Below are 15,270 nucleotides of genomic sequence, written 5' to 3'. Positions count from 1 at the left end.
TGATAGCTGATAGCTGATAGCTGATAGCTGATAGCTGATAGCTGATAGCTGATAGCTGATAGCTGATAGCTGATAGCTGATAGCTGATAGCTGATAGCTGATAGCTGATAGCTGATAGCTGATAGCTGATAGCTGAAGTACAAAAACCTACCTTTTTTCGTTCGATATTTAACCGCTGTTAATAATTAGTACGTATTACAGTAAAAAAACTTCAAGATTTAGCAAAATTAGCTTAAATCCATCAGTTAATTGATGAAATTTTTTGCTACAATTGGGGGGCAAGTAATGTGAGTGAGTTCAACAACAGCTAATGCAGAATTCTGTTTCCTCTTAGTGAGGTTGATCTTGGTCAGTATATTGTTTTTTTATATGCGTTATCATAACCAGCGGCTTCATACTCGAGCTAACCTAAATTAATAATCTATTAAATAGGGTTTATTCGAGCATGAGACTGTGAATAACCTTGTTTTAATCAAGGGTTTTAATTATGATCGCGTCTATTTTGAAATTTCTAAAAATTAACCTGCTGTAACTGATGTTCTCAATATGGCAAGTGTTGGGAATCATAGTGGAGATAAGTGGATGAGCAATGCGCCTGTAGACAATGGCCGACGTCGCTTTTTAACCATAGCTACCTCTGTTGTTGGTGGTGTTGGTGCGGCTGGGGCTGCTGTTCCTTTTATTGCGTCTTGGAATCCAAGTGAGCGAGCTAAATCTGCGGGTGCGCCTGTAGAAGTAGATATCAGCAAGCTTGAGCCAGGACAATTAATACGTGTTGAGTGGCGAGGAAAACCTGTTTGGGTTATTAATCGTACACCAAGAATGCTTGAACAGATGAAAGAACATGAAGGTCAACTTCGTGATCCTGCGTCTGAAGAGCCTCAACAACCTGAATCATCAACCAATGAATATCGTTCGCAACGTCCTGAGATCTTCGTTGCTGTTGGTATTTGTACGCACTTAGGTTGTTCTCCTAGCTTCCTACAAGGTGGCTTTGGTGAGAAAGTAGAGGGCACAGACGACGGTTTCTTCTGTCCGTGTCACGGTTCTAAATTTGATATGGCTGGTCGTGTATTCCAATCTGTACCTGCACCATTAAATCTAGAAATTCCTCCGTATACCTTCCTTGATGACACGACTATTCTAGTCGGTGAAGAAAAAGGAGTGGCGTAATGTTTGGTAAAATTATTGGTTGGATCGACGATCGTATTCCAATGACACGTGTTTGGAACATGCATATTGCACAGTATCCAGCACCAAAAAACTTTAACTTCTGGTACTTCTTTGGCTCTCTAGCCATGTTAGTACTTGTTAACCAAATCGTAACTGGTATCTGGTTAACAATGAACTTTGTACCATCTGCTGAAGGTGCTTTCGCATCGGTAGAATACATCATGCGTGATGTTGAATACGGTTGGTTACTTCGTTACCTTCACTCAACAGGTGCATCAGCGTTCTTTATCGTTGTATACCTGCACATGTTCCGTGGCATGATCTACGGTTCTTACCAAAAACCACGTGAATTACTGTGGTTATTCGGTATGTTCATCTTCTTAGCGCTTATGGCTGAAGCTTTCATGGGTTACTTACTTCCTTGGGGACAAATGTCTTTCTGGGGTGCACAGGTAATCATTTCACTATTCGGTGCGATTCCGGTTATTGGTGATGATTTAACGCTTTGGATCCGTGGTGACTACGTAATTTCTGGTGCTACGCTTAACCGCTTCTTTGCACTACACGTAATTGCATTACCTTTAGTAATCGTTATCTTAGTATTCTTACACATTGTTGCACTACACGAAGTGGGTTCAAACAACCCAGATGGTGTTGAAATCAAGCGTAAGAAAGGCACTGTAGCTGAAGAAGATAAGCCTAAATTCAAATTCCACGAGTATTACACCAACAAGAAAGACATTGTTGATGCAATCCCGTTCCATCCTTACTACACAGTAAAAGATATTGTAGGTGTGGTTGGTTTCTTAATCTTATTCTGTTGGGTTGTATTCTTTATGCCTGCGATGAATGGTTTCTTCTTAGAAGCGCCAAACTTCGAAGCAGCTAACCCGCTGAAAACACCAGAGCACATTTTCCCAGTTTGGTACTTTACGCCATTCTACGCAATCCTACGTGCAATCCCTAACAAGTTAATGGGTGTTGTGGCGATGGGTGCATCTATCGTAGTGCTTGCGTTACTACCTTGGATTGACCGTGGTTCGGTTCGCTCTATTCGTTATCGTTGTGGCTTACACAAGTTAAACATCGCACAATTCGTGGTAACTTTCGTTATCTTGGGTTGGGTTGGTGCTACACCACAAACTGATTTCAAAACGCTGTTATCACAAATTACGACTGTGACATACTTCATGTTCTTCGTATTGTTATTTGTTTACAGCAAGAATGAGAAAACTAAGCCATTACCAACGAGGTTGACGAAATGATGAAAAAGCTAATTATCGGTTTATTCGCATTGTTGCCATCGTTGACAATGGCAGCAGGTCCTTCGGTTCCTTTAATGGATGCGAACATTGACCTTAAAGATAACGCATCTTTACAGCGCGGTGCTAAATTGTTCATGAACTACTGTCTTGGTTGTCACCAAATGCAGTATCAACGTTATGAGCGTACGTTCCGCGATATCGGTATTCCTACTGAGATTGGTCAAGAGCAACTAATTTTTGATGGCTCAAAAGTAGGTAGCCACATCAAAAATGCGATTGATAAAGATGACGCAGCTAAATGGTTTGGCGCAGCGCCACCGGATCTTACGCTTGTAGCGCGAGTTCGTGGTACTGACTGGATCTATACTTACCTGAAGTCATTCTATAAAGATGAATCTCGTCCGTTTGGCGTAAACAACGTTGTTTTCCCATCGGTAGGTATGCCACACGTTCTTCAAGAACTACAAGGCTTACCAACACCAATCACTGAAGAAGTGGAAGAACATGGTCACACAGTGACTAAAGTTGTTGGCGTTGAGACAGATGGTTCTGGTGAAATGAGTGTTGACGAGTACGATCGTGCTGCTCGTGACTTAACTAACTTCTTAGCTTACGTTGGCGAGCCGTCACGTTTAGAGTCAGAAGCGTTAGGTCTTAAGGTAATTGGTTTCCTAGTGATTCTATTTATCTTGGCATTCATGCTGAAGAAAGAATACTGGAGAGATGTTCACTAATCCTGGGCATTTTGAAAGGTAGTTTTGTGATAGGGGCTTAAGCCCCTATTGCTGTTTTTGTAATATAATGGAGGTAGGCATGGCCGTAGCTGCCAATAAGCGCCCTGTAATGACCCTGTTTTCTGGTGCTAACTGTATGTATAGCCATCAAGTACGTATCGTACTTGCTGAAAAAGGTGTAAGTGTTGACATTCACCTGGCTGAAAAGGATAACCTGCCAGAAGCACTTCATGAGATTAACCCTTACGGTACAGTACCAACACTGATCGATCGTGAGCTTGGTTTATATCAGGCAAACATCATCATGGAATACCTTGATGAACGTTTCCCTCATCCTCCACTAATGCCAGTTTATCCGGTTATGCGTGGCCGTAGTCGTCTGATGATGCATCGTATCGACACGGATTGGTATAGCCTAGCTAACAAAATCACTAGCGGTAGCAGCGAAGCAGCGCAAGCACGTAAAGAGCTTACAGAAGCGTTACTTGCAATTGCACCAATCTTCTCTGAAGCACCTTACTTCATGAGTGAAGAGTTCAGCTTAGTTGATTGTTACTTAGCACCATTACTTTGGCGTTTACCTGAGCTTGGCATTGAGCTTAATGGTGCAGGCGCGAAAGAGCTTAAAGAATACATGTTGCGTTTATTTGAGCGTGAATCATTCCAAGCTTCACTAACTGAAGCAGAGCGTGAGATCCGTTTATAATGACGCCTAATCGTCCTTATTTACTACGCGCTTTCTTTGATTGGATTGTTGATAATCAGTGCACACCACACTTAGTGGTTAACGCTGATTTTCCTGCTGTACAAGTACCAACACAGTTTGTGCAAGACGGTCAGATCGTTTTGAACATTAGCCCATCAGCGGTAACACAATTTGCAATGGACAACCAACAGCTTAGCTTTAATGCGCGCTTTGGTGGCCAGCCAATGCAAGTGTACGTACCTATGGGTGCTGTGCTCGCAATTTATGCACGTGAGAATGGTGAAGGGACTGTATTTACTGCAGAAGAATTCATCGAGGACGAAGACGATTTTGCTCCGGTATTAGAAAGTGTTGAAACACCTGACGATATTACGCCAGATGATGAACCACCTGCTAAACCAGAGAAGAAAAAAGGTGCTCACTTACGAGTGATTAAGTAACCTTAGTCAGACAAAAGAAAACCCGCTATTAAGCGGGTTTTTTATTATCAATTTGCGGTTGGGTATTATAAATATTCAAACACTTTAATAACACGTTCAACGCCTGATACGTTGCGTGCTACATCAACCGCTAAATTCGCTTCAGAATCGCTCACTAAGCCCATTAAAAAGACTTCGCCATTTTCTGTTACAACTTTGATGTTATTGCTGCTAATACTCTCTGTGGTAAGCAATTGCGTTTTCACTTTAGAGGTTAACCAAGAGTCGTGTGTTTGCGTACTCATACCAATATTCGAACCAATGCGAATTTGGTTGTGAATTTTACGAATGCCATCAACGCCCTCAATAGCGCGTTGTGCTTCGTCTTTCATTTCTGCGTTAGCAACTTGACCAATCATAAGCACAATACCATTGACGCTGATAACGTTTACGTTGGCAAATTTATGTAGTCGCTCATTTTCGCTAATAGCGATAGAGCTTTTAATTTCGATGTTGTTATCGTCGATTTGTGAACCGATTGTGCGGCGATCATTCGCGGCAGTTACAGCGCCCGCTGTACCGGCGACAACGGCAGCTGCACAGCCTTGCAGCAATAAAACGGTACTAATAACAATTAAAGACTGTTTAAACATTAATTTTCTTCCTGTGGGAATAAGGTTAAATCGATAAGTTCACTGAGGCAGTGCAAATTCACTAAATGCGACTCAACGATACGGCTTGGGCGCTTTGATGGCACACGAATTTCAACGTCATTTGGGCCAAGTAAGCCAACTAATTCACCGCCGTCATCACCAACAAGCACAATCACTTTCATATCACGAGTCAGTGCCGCTTCAACTGCTGAGATAATTTGCTTTTCATTACCATTAACTGCAATTGCTAATAAAAGGTCGCCTTGCTGAGCAAATGCACGAATTTGTCGTGCAAAGGTTTCGTGCTCATCGTTATTGGCTGCTGCGCCTAAGTTAACTTGATCTTGTGCAAGCGCAACTGCGGGTAGGCAAGGGCGCTCGGTTTCATAAAAGTTAATTAATAGCCCTGCCATGTGCTGTGCCAACATATGACAGCTAGGAGTGCCACAACATAACAGCTTATTGCCGTTAATGAGGCTTTGTGCAATGGTGAATGCTGCTGATTCAAGTGCGCTTGGCAGTACTTCACCTGCCGCTATTTGAACTTGAATATTTTCAGTAAAGATTTTTTTTATCGTTTCTTGCATAACCTACCAAATTAAGCCGACGCCAAACGGCGTTAGTAAACATTTTTAAACCAGTTTAGGGTGCTGTTAAGCTCACCTGTTATAGCGACATAATCTATCCGCATAGACTGGTTTGAGATCTTTTTCTCGGCAAGATAATGGCTAATCGTGCGCCTTAATCGTTGCTGCTTTTGTTTGCTGAGGGCATAGTTTGCGCCACCACGCAAGGCGTTTTTTCTAAATTTTACTTCTACAAATACCAGCGTTTGCCCGTCACGCATTATTAGGTCTAGCTCACCGTATTTACATAAGTAATTGCGTTCAATGGCTTTTAAACCATGTTGTATTAAATATTGTTCAGCCTGTTTTTCGTAATACAGGCCTTTTTCGCGGCTATTTTGCCATAATTGCTTAAACCAAGACATAGCTTCATCCTTGAGCTATTACTACGTTTTAAAAAGATTATTCAGCAGCGTTAATTCCAAAGGCAGATTGCATAAATAATGGAATTGGTTGCTCAGTCGCTAAATCAACCGCAATAATTTGTTTATTTTTGTACTGTGCCCAATCTAAAGTGCGCGTAACATAGCCATTGCTGGCAATGCTCAGTTGACCACTGATACCACTAAAGCGTTTACCTTGCACCATGCTTAATTGCTTCACATCACCTAGCATACTGGCTGCATCGAATGCCATGGCAAATAAGCGCTGGCTTATATCTGCGTTTTCTGGCCATAAACTTTCGTATTGCTGGCGTAAATTGTGTTGTTGAATTTGACCATCAAGCATCCAAGGTAGTTCCGTAAAATAAAGGCCATCTAAATCGCCTTTGTCGGTTCTATCGATTTGCTTACTGTGGCTTTTTGAGCTGGCATAAAGCGGAATACGCTCAGCAAAAGTACTTACGTTTACGTCTAAATAGGGCTTGATTAAACGCGTTTCAGTAGCATCACCTAAAATATAAATCACATCAATGTCGCTGCGCGAGCGAGTTTCACTTTCAACTTCTTGCTTGAATAACGATTTGGCAACTTTAATACGCTCTTTGCTTTGGTCTACTTCAAGTAAGCCAGTGATTGTTTTCGGCATGTCGTCTTTACCAGAGTAAAGCCCAATTTGAGGTTTAACTTCGCTGTAGCGTTGCCACTGCGTATTGAAGTATTCAACTAGGCGTTGGCCGTTACTATTATTTGGTGCTAGCAGCATCGGCTTTTGATAGCCCGCTGTTAAAAATCGCTCTAACGCTTGCTGAACTTCATGTTCAGGACTTAAAGCAAAGAAAAAGTGCTGCTGTGAAATTCGCTCACCATCAAAGGTGTTTAAATGCATCACTGGGTAATCAACTAGTGTTTGAGCGTTGGTTAGCTTTTCGATATTAGTTTTTAATAAAGGGCCGATAACAAAATCAGCATTAAATTCGCTGAGTTTAAGTGTAATTTCTGCGGCTGATAGCGACTCATCAATAAATAATGTTTGTTCTAATGATTTTCCATCTAAGGCAGCAAGCACACCTGCTTTTAGTGCATCACCTAATCGCTCATTGGCGCCTGATTGAGGGAGTAGTACTGCGAGGCGGTTTACATTTAAAGGTTCAATTTGTACTAGCTCTGTTACCTTTTTAGGCAGCACCTCAGCTGCTGGGTGACCCGGGTAGCGACGCAGCCAGTTGTTCATTGCTTGATGAAGCTCAACAGGCGCACCTAAATACACTTGGTGATAGAGCGCTAAATTGACCCAACCTTGTTGCACCACAGAGCCACGATTAAAACGCTCAAGTGCGTACGATGAAAGCTGGGTTAGGCTTTGCCATAAATCTTTGTTTAGATTGGCAACGATAAAATTGTTTTCGCTGCTAAGTGTTGATGCTTTAAAAAAGAAAGGCATTGCTCGTTTTGGCATGCCTTGCGATGCATAAACACGCGCAGTTAAAAATTGGTGCCATGCTTGATGTTCAGGCTGGCTTAACTGTGGCTCGAGTTGCTGTAACTGAGCTAAAGCTAAATCACTTTTGCCTTGATGCTCTTGTGCAAGAGCAATGTAAAGTTTGTTTTGAATTTGGTCTACACTTGGGGTCGCTTCTAGTTCAAGGCAGACTTTTTCTAGTAGTGCCCAGCGCTCCTCACTGATAGCCGCATCACGCGCAGTGTATAAAAGCTGTATTTTATCGGCACCTTGACGGTTTAGCGCCGCTTGGTACATAGATTGTGCGTCGGTTAGCTGTGATAGGGCAATACTCGATTGGCCCGATTGATTTTCTGCACTATTTCGAGGTTTTTCGGTTGTGCTACAAGCCGATAACCCTGACAATACAATTAATAGACTAACAAGTTTAAGTCGCACAATGATTTCCCGATACGTTAACGCGATTTGCTTATATTACTGACTGACGCAGGAGACCTCAATGTTAAATGAGGACAATTCAGATAAAATCGGCACTCTTTACATTGTTGCCACGCCTATTGGTAACTTTGATGACATCAGCCAGCGTGCCATCCAAACCCTATCTGAGGTTGACTTAATAGCCGCTGAAGATACTCGTCACACAGGAAAGTTGTTAAGCCATTTTAATATCAAAGCAAAAACCTTTGCTTTACATGACCATAACGAGAAACAAAAAGCGCAACAAATTGTAGATTGGTTAGAGCAAGGAATGAATATTGCGCTGGTATCTGACGCCGGCACGCCACTTATTAGCGACCCAGGTTATGCGGTGGTTAATTTATGCCGTGAACAAGGCGCGCATGTCACGCCGGTGCCGGGGGCATGTGCTGCAATTACCGCGGTGTGTTGTTCTGGTTTACCAACAGATCGTTTTCAGTTTATTGGTTTTACACCTGCAAAGAGTAAAGCAAGGCAGACCTTTTTCATTGAAGCGGTAAACTCAGGCATTACTAGCATTATGTATGAAAGCACCCACCGTATCATGGCGAGCCTTGATGATTTAGAAGCAGCTCTCGGTTCAGAGCAGCCAGTGGTGTTTGCGAAAGAACTTACCAAAACCTTCGAAACCTTTTTCAATGGCACGGTTGCTGAACTAAAACAGTTTTTAACGGATGACCCAACTAAGCAGCGCGGTGAAATCGTATTAATGTTACCGGGTAAAGCGAAGCAAAGTGACGATATTCCAGAAGATGCGCGCCGCATGCTAGGTTTACTCGAAGCCGAAATGCCACTGAAAAAAGCCTGTGGTGTTGTGGCTGAGTATTTTGGTTTGAAGAAAAACGCACTTTATAAAGCAATTATTGACGAAAAAGGCTAATTCTTTACTGCATAGACGTGCGCGCTCAGGTATACTGCGCGCCGAGTCAGCCAAGATAATCGCTGCCTGCAACGAAAATGCGCAGGGGGAGGAAAGTCCGGGCTCCACAGGGCAGGGTGCCAGCTAACGGCTGGGGGGCGCGAGCCTACGACAAGTGCAGCAGAGAGGAGACCGCCAACTTCGGTTGGTAAGGGTGAAAGGGTGCGGTAAGAGCGCACCGGGCCACTGGTAACAGTTGGTTGCAAGGTAAACTCCACCCGGAGCAAGACCAAATAGGGTTCTATCATTTTAAATAATGAACGCGTGGCCCACGTGAGAACCGGGTAGGTTGCTTGAGCCATAGAGCAATTTATGGCCTAGACGAATGATTATCCACGACAGAACCCGGCTTATTGGCTGACTCACCAAATCATATTAAAGCCCGTAGTGAATGCTACGGGCTTTTTGCTTTCTAAAAGAAAACCCACTCCGCGGATACAAAACAGCGGCTTACTGGCTGACTCATCAAATCATATAAAAAGCCTCGCGGCGATGCGGGGCTTTTTGCTTACTGCATGGACACAGAATTAAGAAAACTCACTCCGCTCATACAAAACAACGGATTATGTGGATATTGGTCTTTTACCTTACAAAATAAATCGGGCTGGTGATAAACAGCAGTTCATCGTTGTGGTTGTAGACCTCAGCGTTGGCCCATTTTAAGTTTTCAGTATTAAGCGTTACTACTGCTTTATCTGCCTTTAGGTATAACGTCTGCGTGTCGTTGTTGCTATAAAAAATGACTTTCTCTGCCTTGCTGCTTGGTAACGTTAAAGTCAGCATAGCTGCGCTCATAGCTTTGGGAGACACCTGTGCAGTATCACCTATCTCAAAATCTTGCTCGCCGATGCGAGCGGTGAGATTAGGAATGCGGGTGTCGCTTACTTGGGTGCTGACAAAGGTTTTGCCTGCCTTGATGCCATCGAGTAACGCGGGTGTGCTTAAGTTCTTGGCGTAAATCACTGTTGTTGGGCTGCCAATATCGCCATCACCCAGCTCATGGCTGTGGCCATTGTGATTATCGCTACCTGCTACCGCGGCGATTTTATAGCCTTGGTTCAGCAAGTTATGCCAAAAGGTGCGAGCATTAAAGGCATCTTGGTGGTTTTTTCGCACTGAGCCGTTCAGCACTTCAACGGCATGCACTTGGGTATAGTCGGTGTTTGCTATCCAGCCACAGCCCATACAGGCCTCTCCAGAAGGTAGTGCAGGATGGTTGATGGATAAAATTCCATGGTTGTTAATGACTTGCTGTTGCAAATGCGAGACATCACCATCAGTGACAGTGAAGGGCAGGTGCTTGGTCACGCCAAACACATTGGCATGGCCATAAAATGTAGTAATTTCTCGCGCTGGCATGAGTAACATTGAATCAAAAAAGGGTTGCAGTTCGAACAACTCGTTATGTTGAGACAATGTGTTGTGCTCGCTCATGGCGATAAAATCGAGCCCTTTTTGCGCCGCGTTTTGTACTGACCAAATTAGCGGGCAACCCACTTTTTGTTGTTGATTGGACGGGCAATGGCCGTCGCTGTGCGCTGAGTGGGCGTGTAAGTCTCCGCGATACCAACGTGCTTTACTGTTAAGTGTTGTGCTTTTAAACGCGGTGGCGACTTGGTTGTAATAAAGCTCGATACGGTAGTCACTTACAGACTCTTTGCGAATATTAGGCACACCTAGAATGAGCTGCCATTTGCCTTGTTTAACCTGTGTGGGTAAATAGCCTGGGCTGGCATAAGTGCGTGAAATAACGATGCGGTTTTTACTGCCGCCACTCCAACCAATAAACCCGTTTGGGTCGTTTAACCCTAAGTCGATAACAGTGCGGTTATCGCGGTTATACGCAAATTCAATCACCAACTCTTGGGTGTTGCTCGGTACTTCAAAATCAACATATTGGTAGCTTTGATGGGCGCTGCCGTCAATGCTGTCGGAAATAACCTGATCAGGCTCGGCTGGGTGCGCAGCAGCCTGTGCAACAAGGATGTGAAACAGGGCAAATGCCAATAGATAAATACGCATATGTTCTCCAAAAAAAGAGCCCTTTCGAGCTCTTTAAAAAAGGACTACTAAGGGTTAGAAGCTGTAGCGCAATGATGCACTGATAGTGCGACCTAAGATTGGTCGTGCTAGAAAGTAGTCGTCGGCGTTACTTTCGCCAATAAACTGCCCACCGCGCGGGTTGCCCTCGGTTAAGCCGATTTCATTATTAATGTTTTGCACGTTGAAATACGCGACAAATTCATCATTGATGTCGTAACGGGCGCTAAGGTTAAACACGTGGTAGCTTGGTAGGTTCACTGTGTTAGCTACATCACCATAGCGATCACCATAGTATTCAGCCACTAACTCGGTTCTAAAGCGACCATCCAGTAAATTAATCCCCACCGTACCGCGATAGCTTAGCTCAGGAACACGGATTAACTGGTTGCCACCGAAGTCTACTGCTTCACCTTGCTGATTGGTGAAGTTAAAATTTTCATACTCAGCTGCTTGCCATGTACCCGTGAGGGCAAAGTCTAATAGCTCTGACGCTTGCCAGAACGACTCTAATTCAACACCGTATGTTTTGGTGTCGCCATACGCCGTTTGGTCGCGGTAACTGTTGGTTGTGGTATCAAAAATATAGTCAGTGAAGCGCATATTCTCAAAGTGAGTGTAAAACGGTGTTGCATATACACTAAAATCATCTGCCGCGTACTTTACACCTGCTTCAAACATGGTGATTGGCTCAACCTTGAGATCGTCTCTATCTGGGTTGCCGTTGAAGTCAGACGCATTGGGCGCTCTGAAGCTATCCGTGTAGCGGGCGAAATAGCCCAACTCATCAGAAAGTTGGTAGTTAATACCGGCTGTCCATGCGAACTCTTTGTATTCACGGTCAATGTGTTTAAACTCGCCATTGCCGGTAATAAAGTTATCATCCGCAAAGGTATCTGATGCTTCAAGGTCAACCACTTCGGTGCCTTCTACCGTGCCGGATAATTCTGATACTTCATAGCGGCCGCCTAAGTCTAGGCGTAGTTGTGGCGTAATTTGCCACTCATCGGCAGCATAAAATGCGTAAATGTCTGCCCCCGCATCTACGTTGTTGTAAAGCGAACCATAACGCAGAATACCGTTTTCTGTAATACTGCCTACTTGCTCTCCCGCGTCATTAACAACTACGGCATCCACTAAGCGGGCTTGCTCTGCAACTTCAAACATAGCCGTGGCCATATAGCGCACAAATTCATAGTCATAAGTGGCAACATATGCACCAAATGAAATGTCGTGTTGCTGATCGCCAATTGTGAATTGCTTAGAAAAACGCAGATCGTTAATCACTTCATCCAAAGGCACAAACACAGATAACAAGTTACCATTGAGCACTTGCCCATTACCTTGGTTATTTTGCACATTAAACACTTCATTAGGGTGATTGGTAAACGCTAATTCAACATGGCTGTTTTGGGGAAGCATAGAACCATACTGAGCTGATAAGTCATCAATACGTTGCTGAGCACTTGTAATGCCGCCCGTCGGGAAAAGGCCATTACGCAGAGTATCACTTTGGCGATAACGGAAGTTGTTTGCTAATTGCCAGCCATTATCTAGCGTGAAGTCCGCCTTAACGGTGAACTGATTGAGCTCAGTGTGTGTGCCATCCGTTAGATCAAAATCATAACCGTCGCCCAAGTTACGATACACATTATGCGCTACTTCAGGGCCCATCATGGTACCGTAGTTTGCATCAAACCCAGGTGCATCAGTGATGTCACCGTTGGCATCATAGCTAAGTGGAATAGGCAGCAAGAAGGCTACTTTGTCATTAAGGTGTTTGTAGTCGACAAAAACCTCACCATTATCAAAGCGCTTACCCGCGCTGATGCGGAGTTGACCGCCTTGGTTAGAGGTAAATCCTGGGTCGCGAACACCATCATTTTGACGATAAAAGCCACCAACTGATACAAACATATCGTTTTTTAGCGCTTTGCCGTAGTAGCCGTCAAAGCGGTAGTGGTTGTAGTCACCTAGTTCAAATTTCATTACCGCGCTGTCGTAATCGTATGCTTTACGCGTGATAAAGTTCACCATGCCGCCCGGTGCATTGGAGGCAAAAATTGGCGAAGGACCACCGCGAACCACTTCTACGCGTTCGATGGTTTCATCAAGGCGAAACGATTGATCGGCATTTAGGTAACCAAGGCCGCCATCGTGCTGAATGGCAAGGCCATTTTCCTGCAAAGACACTGACGAATAACCATCACGCGGAATACCACGCGCGCGGATGTTGTTGCCCGCTTCACCGCCCGAAGATTCAACCCAAAAGCCTGGCACTGTTTTTAGCACGTCCGCCACACTGAGGGGGTTATCAGTGACAAGATCTTCATCACTTAGGGTAGAAATGGCGTAGCTGGTTTCTGATTTGCGTAAAAAGCCTGCGCCAGCACGACCAGTGACTACAATCTGTTCGATATCACTCTTTTCGATGGCCTCATCTTGATTTGCTAAAACAGGCAAACTTGCAATGCAACAACTTGAAACGACAGCTGCTAAATAACTAACTTTGAAAAACGACTTCATTTTACTACTACTTCTAAAGCGAAAAGGAGCGGCTAAGGTAAGGAAAAAAAATGTCAGTTTGGTTACAGCAAAATTAAAATTTCGAGTATGGGACTTTAGTCCCATATGTTTGATTTTAATGGTTTTTAAATTTTCTTGTAAGCTGTTTTTACTTCTGTTTAACCCTCTTTTTCGCTTTTAAAATAAGGCATTCATAGTACGCTTTTCGGAGAAATCGGCCCTGAAAATATGAGTGTTGAGAGGCTATTTTATATTGGTTATTAACAAATATGAACTATGCACTGTAGTGGGGTTAGAGGTGTAAAAAGGTACGGGTTACTTAAAAGAGTTTCAACTCGTGACAATATTTATAAGCCTGGAGATGTTGATATTGTGAAAAAAGATACTGCGAGTTCATAAGCATAGTAAATTATTTTTATTTATTAAGTTATTCAGTTTACTTATTGGCTAACTTGCCAAATAACATTAGAAGCCTCGTAGCGATGCGGGGCTTTTGCTTCTTAAAAGAAAACCCACTCCGCTCAATATTCAAAATGAATCATCATTCTTTGCTCTTTAATCTCGATTGCCCCTTTAAGTTGTTTAACCATTCTCTGCAATCTAGGAATATTTCTTAGGCTTACTAAGAAAGTCACTCATTATCATAACGGCTTGTTCTTCATATCCTTTAAGTCTGATTTACTTTTGCTTAAAGGATTGAAAGTGAGTGTTATTGAGGGTAGTACTAAGGAATTTGGCAATACGACTATTCTACTTCATAGCTTGGGTTCTTCTTGTTATAGAATCGAATGGTATAGCCGGATGACGGGCGCATCGACGAGTTTAGCGAGGCTCACGCAAGGCAAGTACGTTGTTATTCGTAAATGGGCGCAAGTTAAAAATATGGCCGATGTTTCGAGTGAATTTAGTAGTCGAAATAGTGCGTTGATACACTTTTTAAATAACGTTGATATTGTTAAATCCCATGATGACTGGATCAGTGCCGCTAAGCAGCATTGTCTAAATTTGTTTTTTGAAAATGAAGGGCTAAAACCAGTTACTAAAGCGAGTTTCCCTAAACCGAGGTTGCAAGGAGCAATAGGAAAAGAAGTTGTTGTGAAATCGAAATTGGGTGAAAGGGAAATTGCTCAGGGCTTACTATTGCAGCTTGTTGGTAACCAGGCCGAAATTCAATTAACTAACTCAAAAAAGAAATACTTTTCAAATCAAGTGTATATAAGGTAGGTATTAAGCTGGTAGTTAAACTACCAGCTAATAAAGCTTGAACTACAACCAAATCTTTTGTAACTCTGGCCACTGCTTTTCAAATTGTGCACTGGGTTTTGCTTTAAAGTCGCTGCGCACGAATTGGTTCATCTTACCTTCTACATAGGCGAGTAAGAAGTTGGCTAGGGTGCTTTCGTCTGACTGGAATGCTTTACCTTCGCGCAGTTTGCGCTCGCGTAGCACTTGCTTGAACTGAGTTTCTAGCTTTTCAAATAAGCCTTGTACACGTTCACGTAAACGCTCTTGTTCACCTTGTAAGGCATCACCGGTCAAAATGCGGGTAATGCCCGGGTTTTTCTCGGCGAAGGCTAACAATAACAGCAAAATATTGTAGACACGTGTTTGGCTTTCTTTCTCATTTTCTAAAATGAGGTTAATGCGTGATAACAGGGTATCTTCAATAAACTCGATTAGGCCCTCAAACATCCGTGCTTTACTCGGAAAATGACGATATAACGCAGCTTCAGACACACCGACCTCAGCCGCGAGTTTTGCGGTGGTGATACGTTGACCTGGGCTGGTTTCTAACATTTGTGCGAGTGCTTGCAGAATCTGCTCTTTGCGATTACTTCTTTTTGTCGCAGGCATGACCATTCCTTTCTTATAATTTATTACTTGCGCTGT

General features: G+C 43.4%; 14 protein-coding genes and 1 other RNA gene. 8 read left to right on the top strand and 7 right to left on the bottom strand.

Annotation, left to right across the window (positions count from 1 at the left end):
* The first annotated feature begins 582 nt into the window (after positions 1–582).
* The 5 genes from petA (at position 583) to JIG37_RS11135 (ending at position 4,318) form a co-directional block, all read left to right on the top strand.
* On the top strand, positions 583–1,173 hold the full coding sequence (gene petA, locus JIG37_RS11155; RefSeq protein ID WP_054554178.1) for a ubiquinol-cytochrome c reductase iron-sulfur subunit: 591 nt from the start codon (positions 583–585) through the stop codon (positions 1,171–1,173).
* Positions 1,173–2,438, top strand: a complete 1,266-nt coding sequence (locus JIG37_RS11150) for a cytochrome b N-terminal domain-containing protein (protein ID WP_054554179.1) — start codon at positions 1,173–1,175, stop codon at positions 2,436–2,438. The genes petA and JIG37_RS11150 overlap by 1 nt, the downstream gene beginning before the upstream one ends.
* Entirely contained in the window at positions 2,435–3,172 is a 738-nt protein-coding gene (locus JIG37_RS11145; RefSeq protein ID WP_054554180.1) for a cytochrome c1, read from the top strand. Before JIG37_RS11150 ends, JIG37_RS11145 begins: the two co-directional genes overlap by 4 nt.
* Positions 3,173–3,251: 79 nt before the next feature.
* Positions 3,252–3,878: a stringent starvation protein SspA gene (sspA, locus tag JIG37_RS11140; protein ID WP_054554181.1), complete on the top strand. Its 627-nt coding sequence runs from the start codon at positions 3,252–3,254 to the stop codon at positions 3,876–3,878.
* Positions 3,878–4,318: a ClpXP protease specificity-enhancing factor gene (locus JIG37_RS11135; RefSeq protein WP_054554182.1), complete on the top strand. Its 441-nt coding sequence runs from the start codon at positions 3,878–3,880 to the stop codon at positions 4,316–4,318. Before sspA ends, JIG37_RS11135 begins: the two co-directional genes overlap by 1 nt.
* Before the next feature lie 65 nt (positions 4,319–4,383).
* Here JIG37_RS11135 and dolP read toward each other — a convergent pair whose 3' ends face one another.
* Genes dolP through JIG37_RS11115 form a run of 4 tightly spaced genes read right to left on the bottom strand, consistent with a single transcriptional unit; the run spans position 4,384 to position 7,856 of the window.
* The gene (dolP, locus tag JIG37_RS11130) at positions 4,384–4,950 is read right to left on the bottom strand and encodes a division/outer membrane stress-associated lipid-binding lipoprotein (protein ID WP_054554183.1); all 567 of its coding nucleotides are present in this window, start codon (positions 4,948–4,950) and stop codon (positions 4,384–4,386) included.
* The gene (locus tag JIG37_RS11125) at positions 4,950–5,537 is read right to left on the bottom strand and encodes an SIS domain-containing protein (RefSeq protein ID WP_138602022.1); all 588 of its coding nucleotides are present in this window, start codon (positions 5,535–5,537) and stop codon (positions 4,950–4,952) included. The genes dolP and JIG37_RS11125 overlap by 1 nt, the downstream gene beginning before the upstream one ends.
* A gap of 32 nt (positions 5,538–5,569) precedes the next feature.
* Positions 5,570–5,941 (bottom strand): YraN family protein, encoded by a 372-nt coding sequence (locus tag JIG37_RS11120; protein WP_138602020.1) that lies wholly within the window; start codon positions 5,939–5,941, stop codon positions 5,570–5,572.
* Positions 5,942–5,978: 37 nt separating this feature from the next.
* Complete coding sequence (locus JIG37_RS11115; protein ID WP_199529375.1) at positions 5,979–7,856, bottom strand: penicillin-binding protein activator; 1,878 nt, start codon at positions 7,854–7,856, stop codon at positions 5,979–5,981.
* Positions 7,857–7,917: 61 nt separating this feature from the next.
* On the opposite strand from JIG37_RS11115, the gene rsmI reads away from it, so the two are divergent.
* Positions 7,918–8,775 carry a 16S rRNA (cytidine(1402)-2'-O)-methyltransferase gene (rsmI, locus tag JIG37_RS11110; RefSeq protein ID WP_199529374.1) on the top strand — a complete coding sequence of 286 codons (858 nt, stop codon included), beginning with the start codon at positions 7,918–7,920 and terminating at the stop codon, positions 8,773–8,775.
* A 42-nt stretch (positions 8,776–8,817) separates the two neighbouring features.
* Positions 8,818–9,183, top strand: an RNA gene (gene rnpB, locus JIG37_RS11105) — RNase P RNA component class A.
* 213 nt (positions 9,184–9,396) lie between these two features.
* Here the strand turns inward: rnpB and JIG37_RS11100 are convergent.
* Entirely contained in the window at positions 9,397–10,836 is a 1,440-nt protein-coding gene (locus JIG37_RS11100; protein WP_199529373.1) for a CehA/McbA family metallohydrolase, read from the bottom strand.
* Positions 10,837–10,890: 54 nt separating this feature from the next.
* Positions 10,891–13,380: a TonB-dependent receptor gene (locus JIG37_RS11095; protein WP_199529372.1), complete on the bottom strand. Its 2,490-nt coding sequence runs from the start codon at positions 13,378–13,380 to the stop codon at positions 10,891–10,893.
* A gap of 702 nt (positions 13,381–14,082) precedes the next feature.
* Here JIG37_RS11095 and JIG37_RS11090 point away from each other — a divergent pair.
* Positions 14,083–14,604 (top strand): hypothetical protein, encoded by a 522-nt coding sequence (locus JIG37_RS11090; RefSeq protein ID WP_199529371.1) that lies wholly within the window; start codon positions 14,083–14,085, stop codon positions 14,602–14,604.
* A 42-nt stretch (positions 14,605–14,646) separates the two neighbouring features.
* Here the strand turns inward: JIG37_RS11090 and slmA are convergent, their stop codons facing one another.
* On the bottom strand, positions 14,647–15,234 hold the full coding sequence (slmA, locus tag JIG37_RS11085; protein ID WP_054554189.1) for a nucleoid occlusion factor SlmA: 588 nt from the start codon (positions 15,232–15,234) through the stop codon (positions 14,647–14,649).
* Positions 15,235–15,270 lie beyond the last annotated feature (36 nt).

This window comes from Pseudoalteromonas sp. bablab_jr010, assembly GCF_016464105.1.
Classification (GTDB): domain Bacteria; phylum Pseudomonadota; class Gammaproteobacteria; order Enterobacterales; family Alteromonadaceae; genus Pseudoalteromonas; species Pseudoalteromonas simplex.
Note: the sequence above shows the minus strand (reverse complement) of the source record. Positions and strands in the feature narration are given on the sequence as shown.

What these genes read in the sequence shown, in the direction of transcription:
- slmA (WP_054554189.1), bottom strand. Translation starts at nt 15,234, where the DNA reads ATGCCTGCGACAAAAAGAAGTAATCGCAAAGAGCAGATTCTGCAAGCA.
- JIG37_RS11100 (WP_199529373.1), bottom strand. Translation starts at nt 10,836, where the DNA reads ATGCGTATTTATCTATTGGCATTTGCCCTGTTTCACATCCTTGTTGCA.
- JIG37_RS11150 (WP_054554179.1), top strand. Translation starts at nt 1,173, where the DNA reads ATGTTTGGTAAAATTATTGGTTGGATCGACGATCGTATTCCAATGACA.
- dolP (WP_054554183.1), bottom strand. Translation starts at nt 4,950, where the DNA reads ATGTTTAAACAGTCTTTAATTGTTATTAGTACCGTTTTATTGCTGCAA.
- JIG37_RS11145 (WP_054554180.1), top strand. Translation starts at nt 2,435, where the DNA reads ATGATGAAAAAGCTAATTATCGGTTTATTCGCATTGTTGCCATCGTTG.
- JIG37_RS11135 (WP_054554182.1), top strand. Translation starts at nt 3,878, where the DNA reads ATGACGCCTAATCGTCCTTATTTACTACGCGCTTTCTTTGATTGGATT.
- JIG37_RS11120 (WP_138602020.1), bottom strand. Translation starts at nt 5,941, where the DNA reads ATGTCTTGGTTTAAGCAATTATGGCAAAATAGCCGCGAAAAAGGCCTG.
- petA (WP_054554178.1), top strand. Translation starts at nt 583, where the DNA reads ATGAGCAATGCGCCTGTAGACAATGGCCGACGTCGCTTTTTAACCATA.
- sspA (WP_054554181.1), top strand. Translation starts at nt 3,252, where the DNA reads ATGGCCGTAGCTGCCAATAAGCGCCCTGTAATGACCCTGTTTTCTGGT.
- rsmI (WP_199529374.1), top strand. Translation starts at nt 7,918, where the DNA reads ATGTTAAATGAGGACAATTCAGATAAAATCGGCACTCTTTACATTGTT.
- JIG37_RS11095 (WP_199529372.1), bottom strand. Translation starts at nt 13,380, where the DNA reads ATGAAGTCGTTTTTCAAAGTTAGTTATTTAGCAGCTGTCGTTTCAAGT.
- JIG37_RS11125 (WP_138602022.1), bottom strand. Translation starts at nt 5,537, where the DNA reads ATGCAAGAAACGATAAAAAAAATCTTTACTGAAAATATTCAAGTTCAA.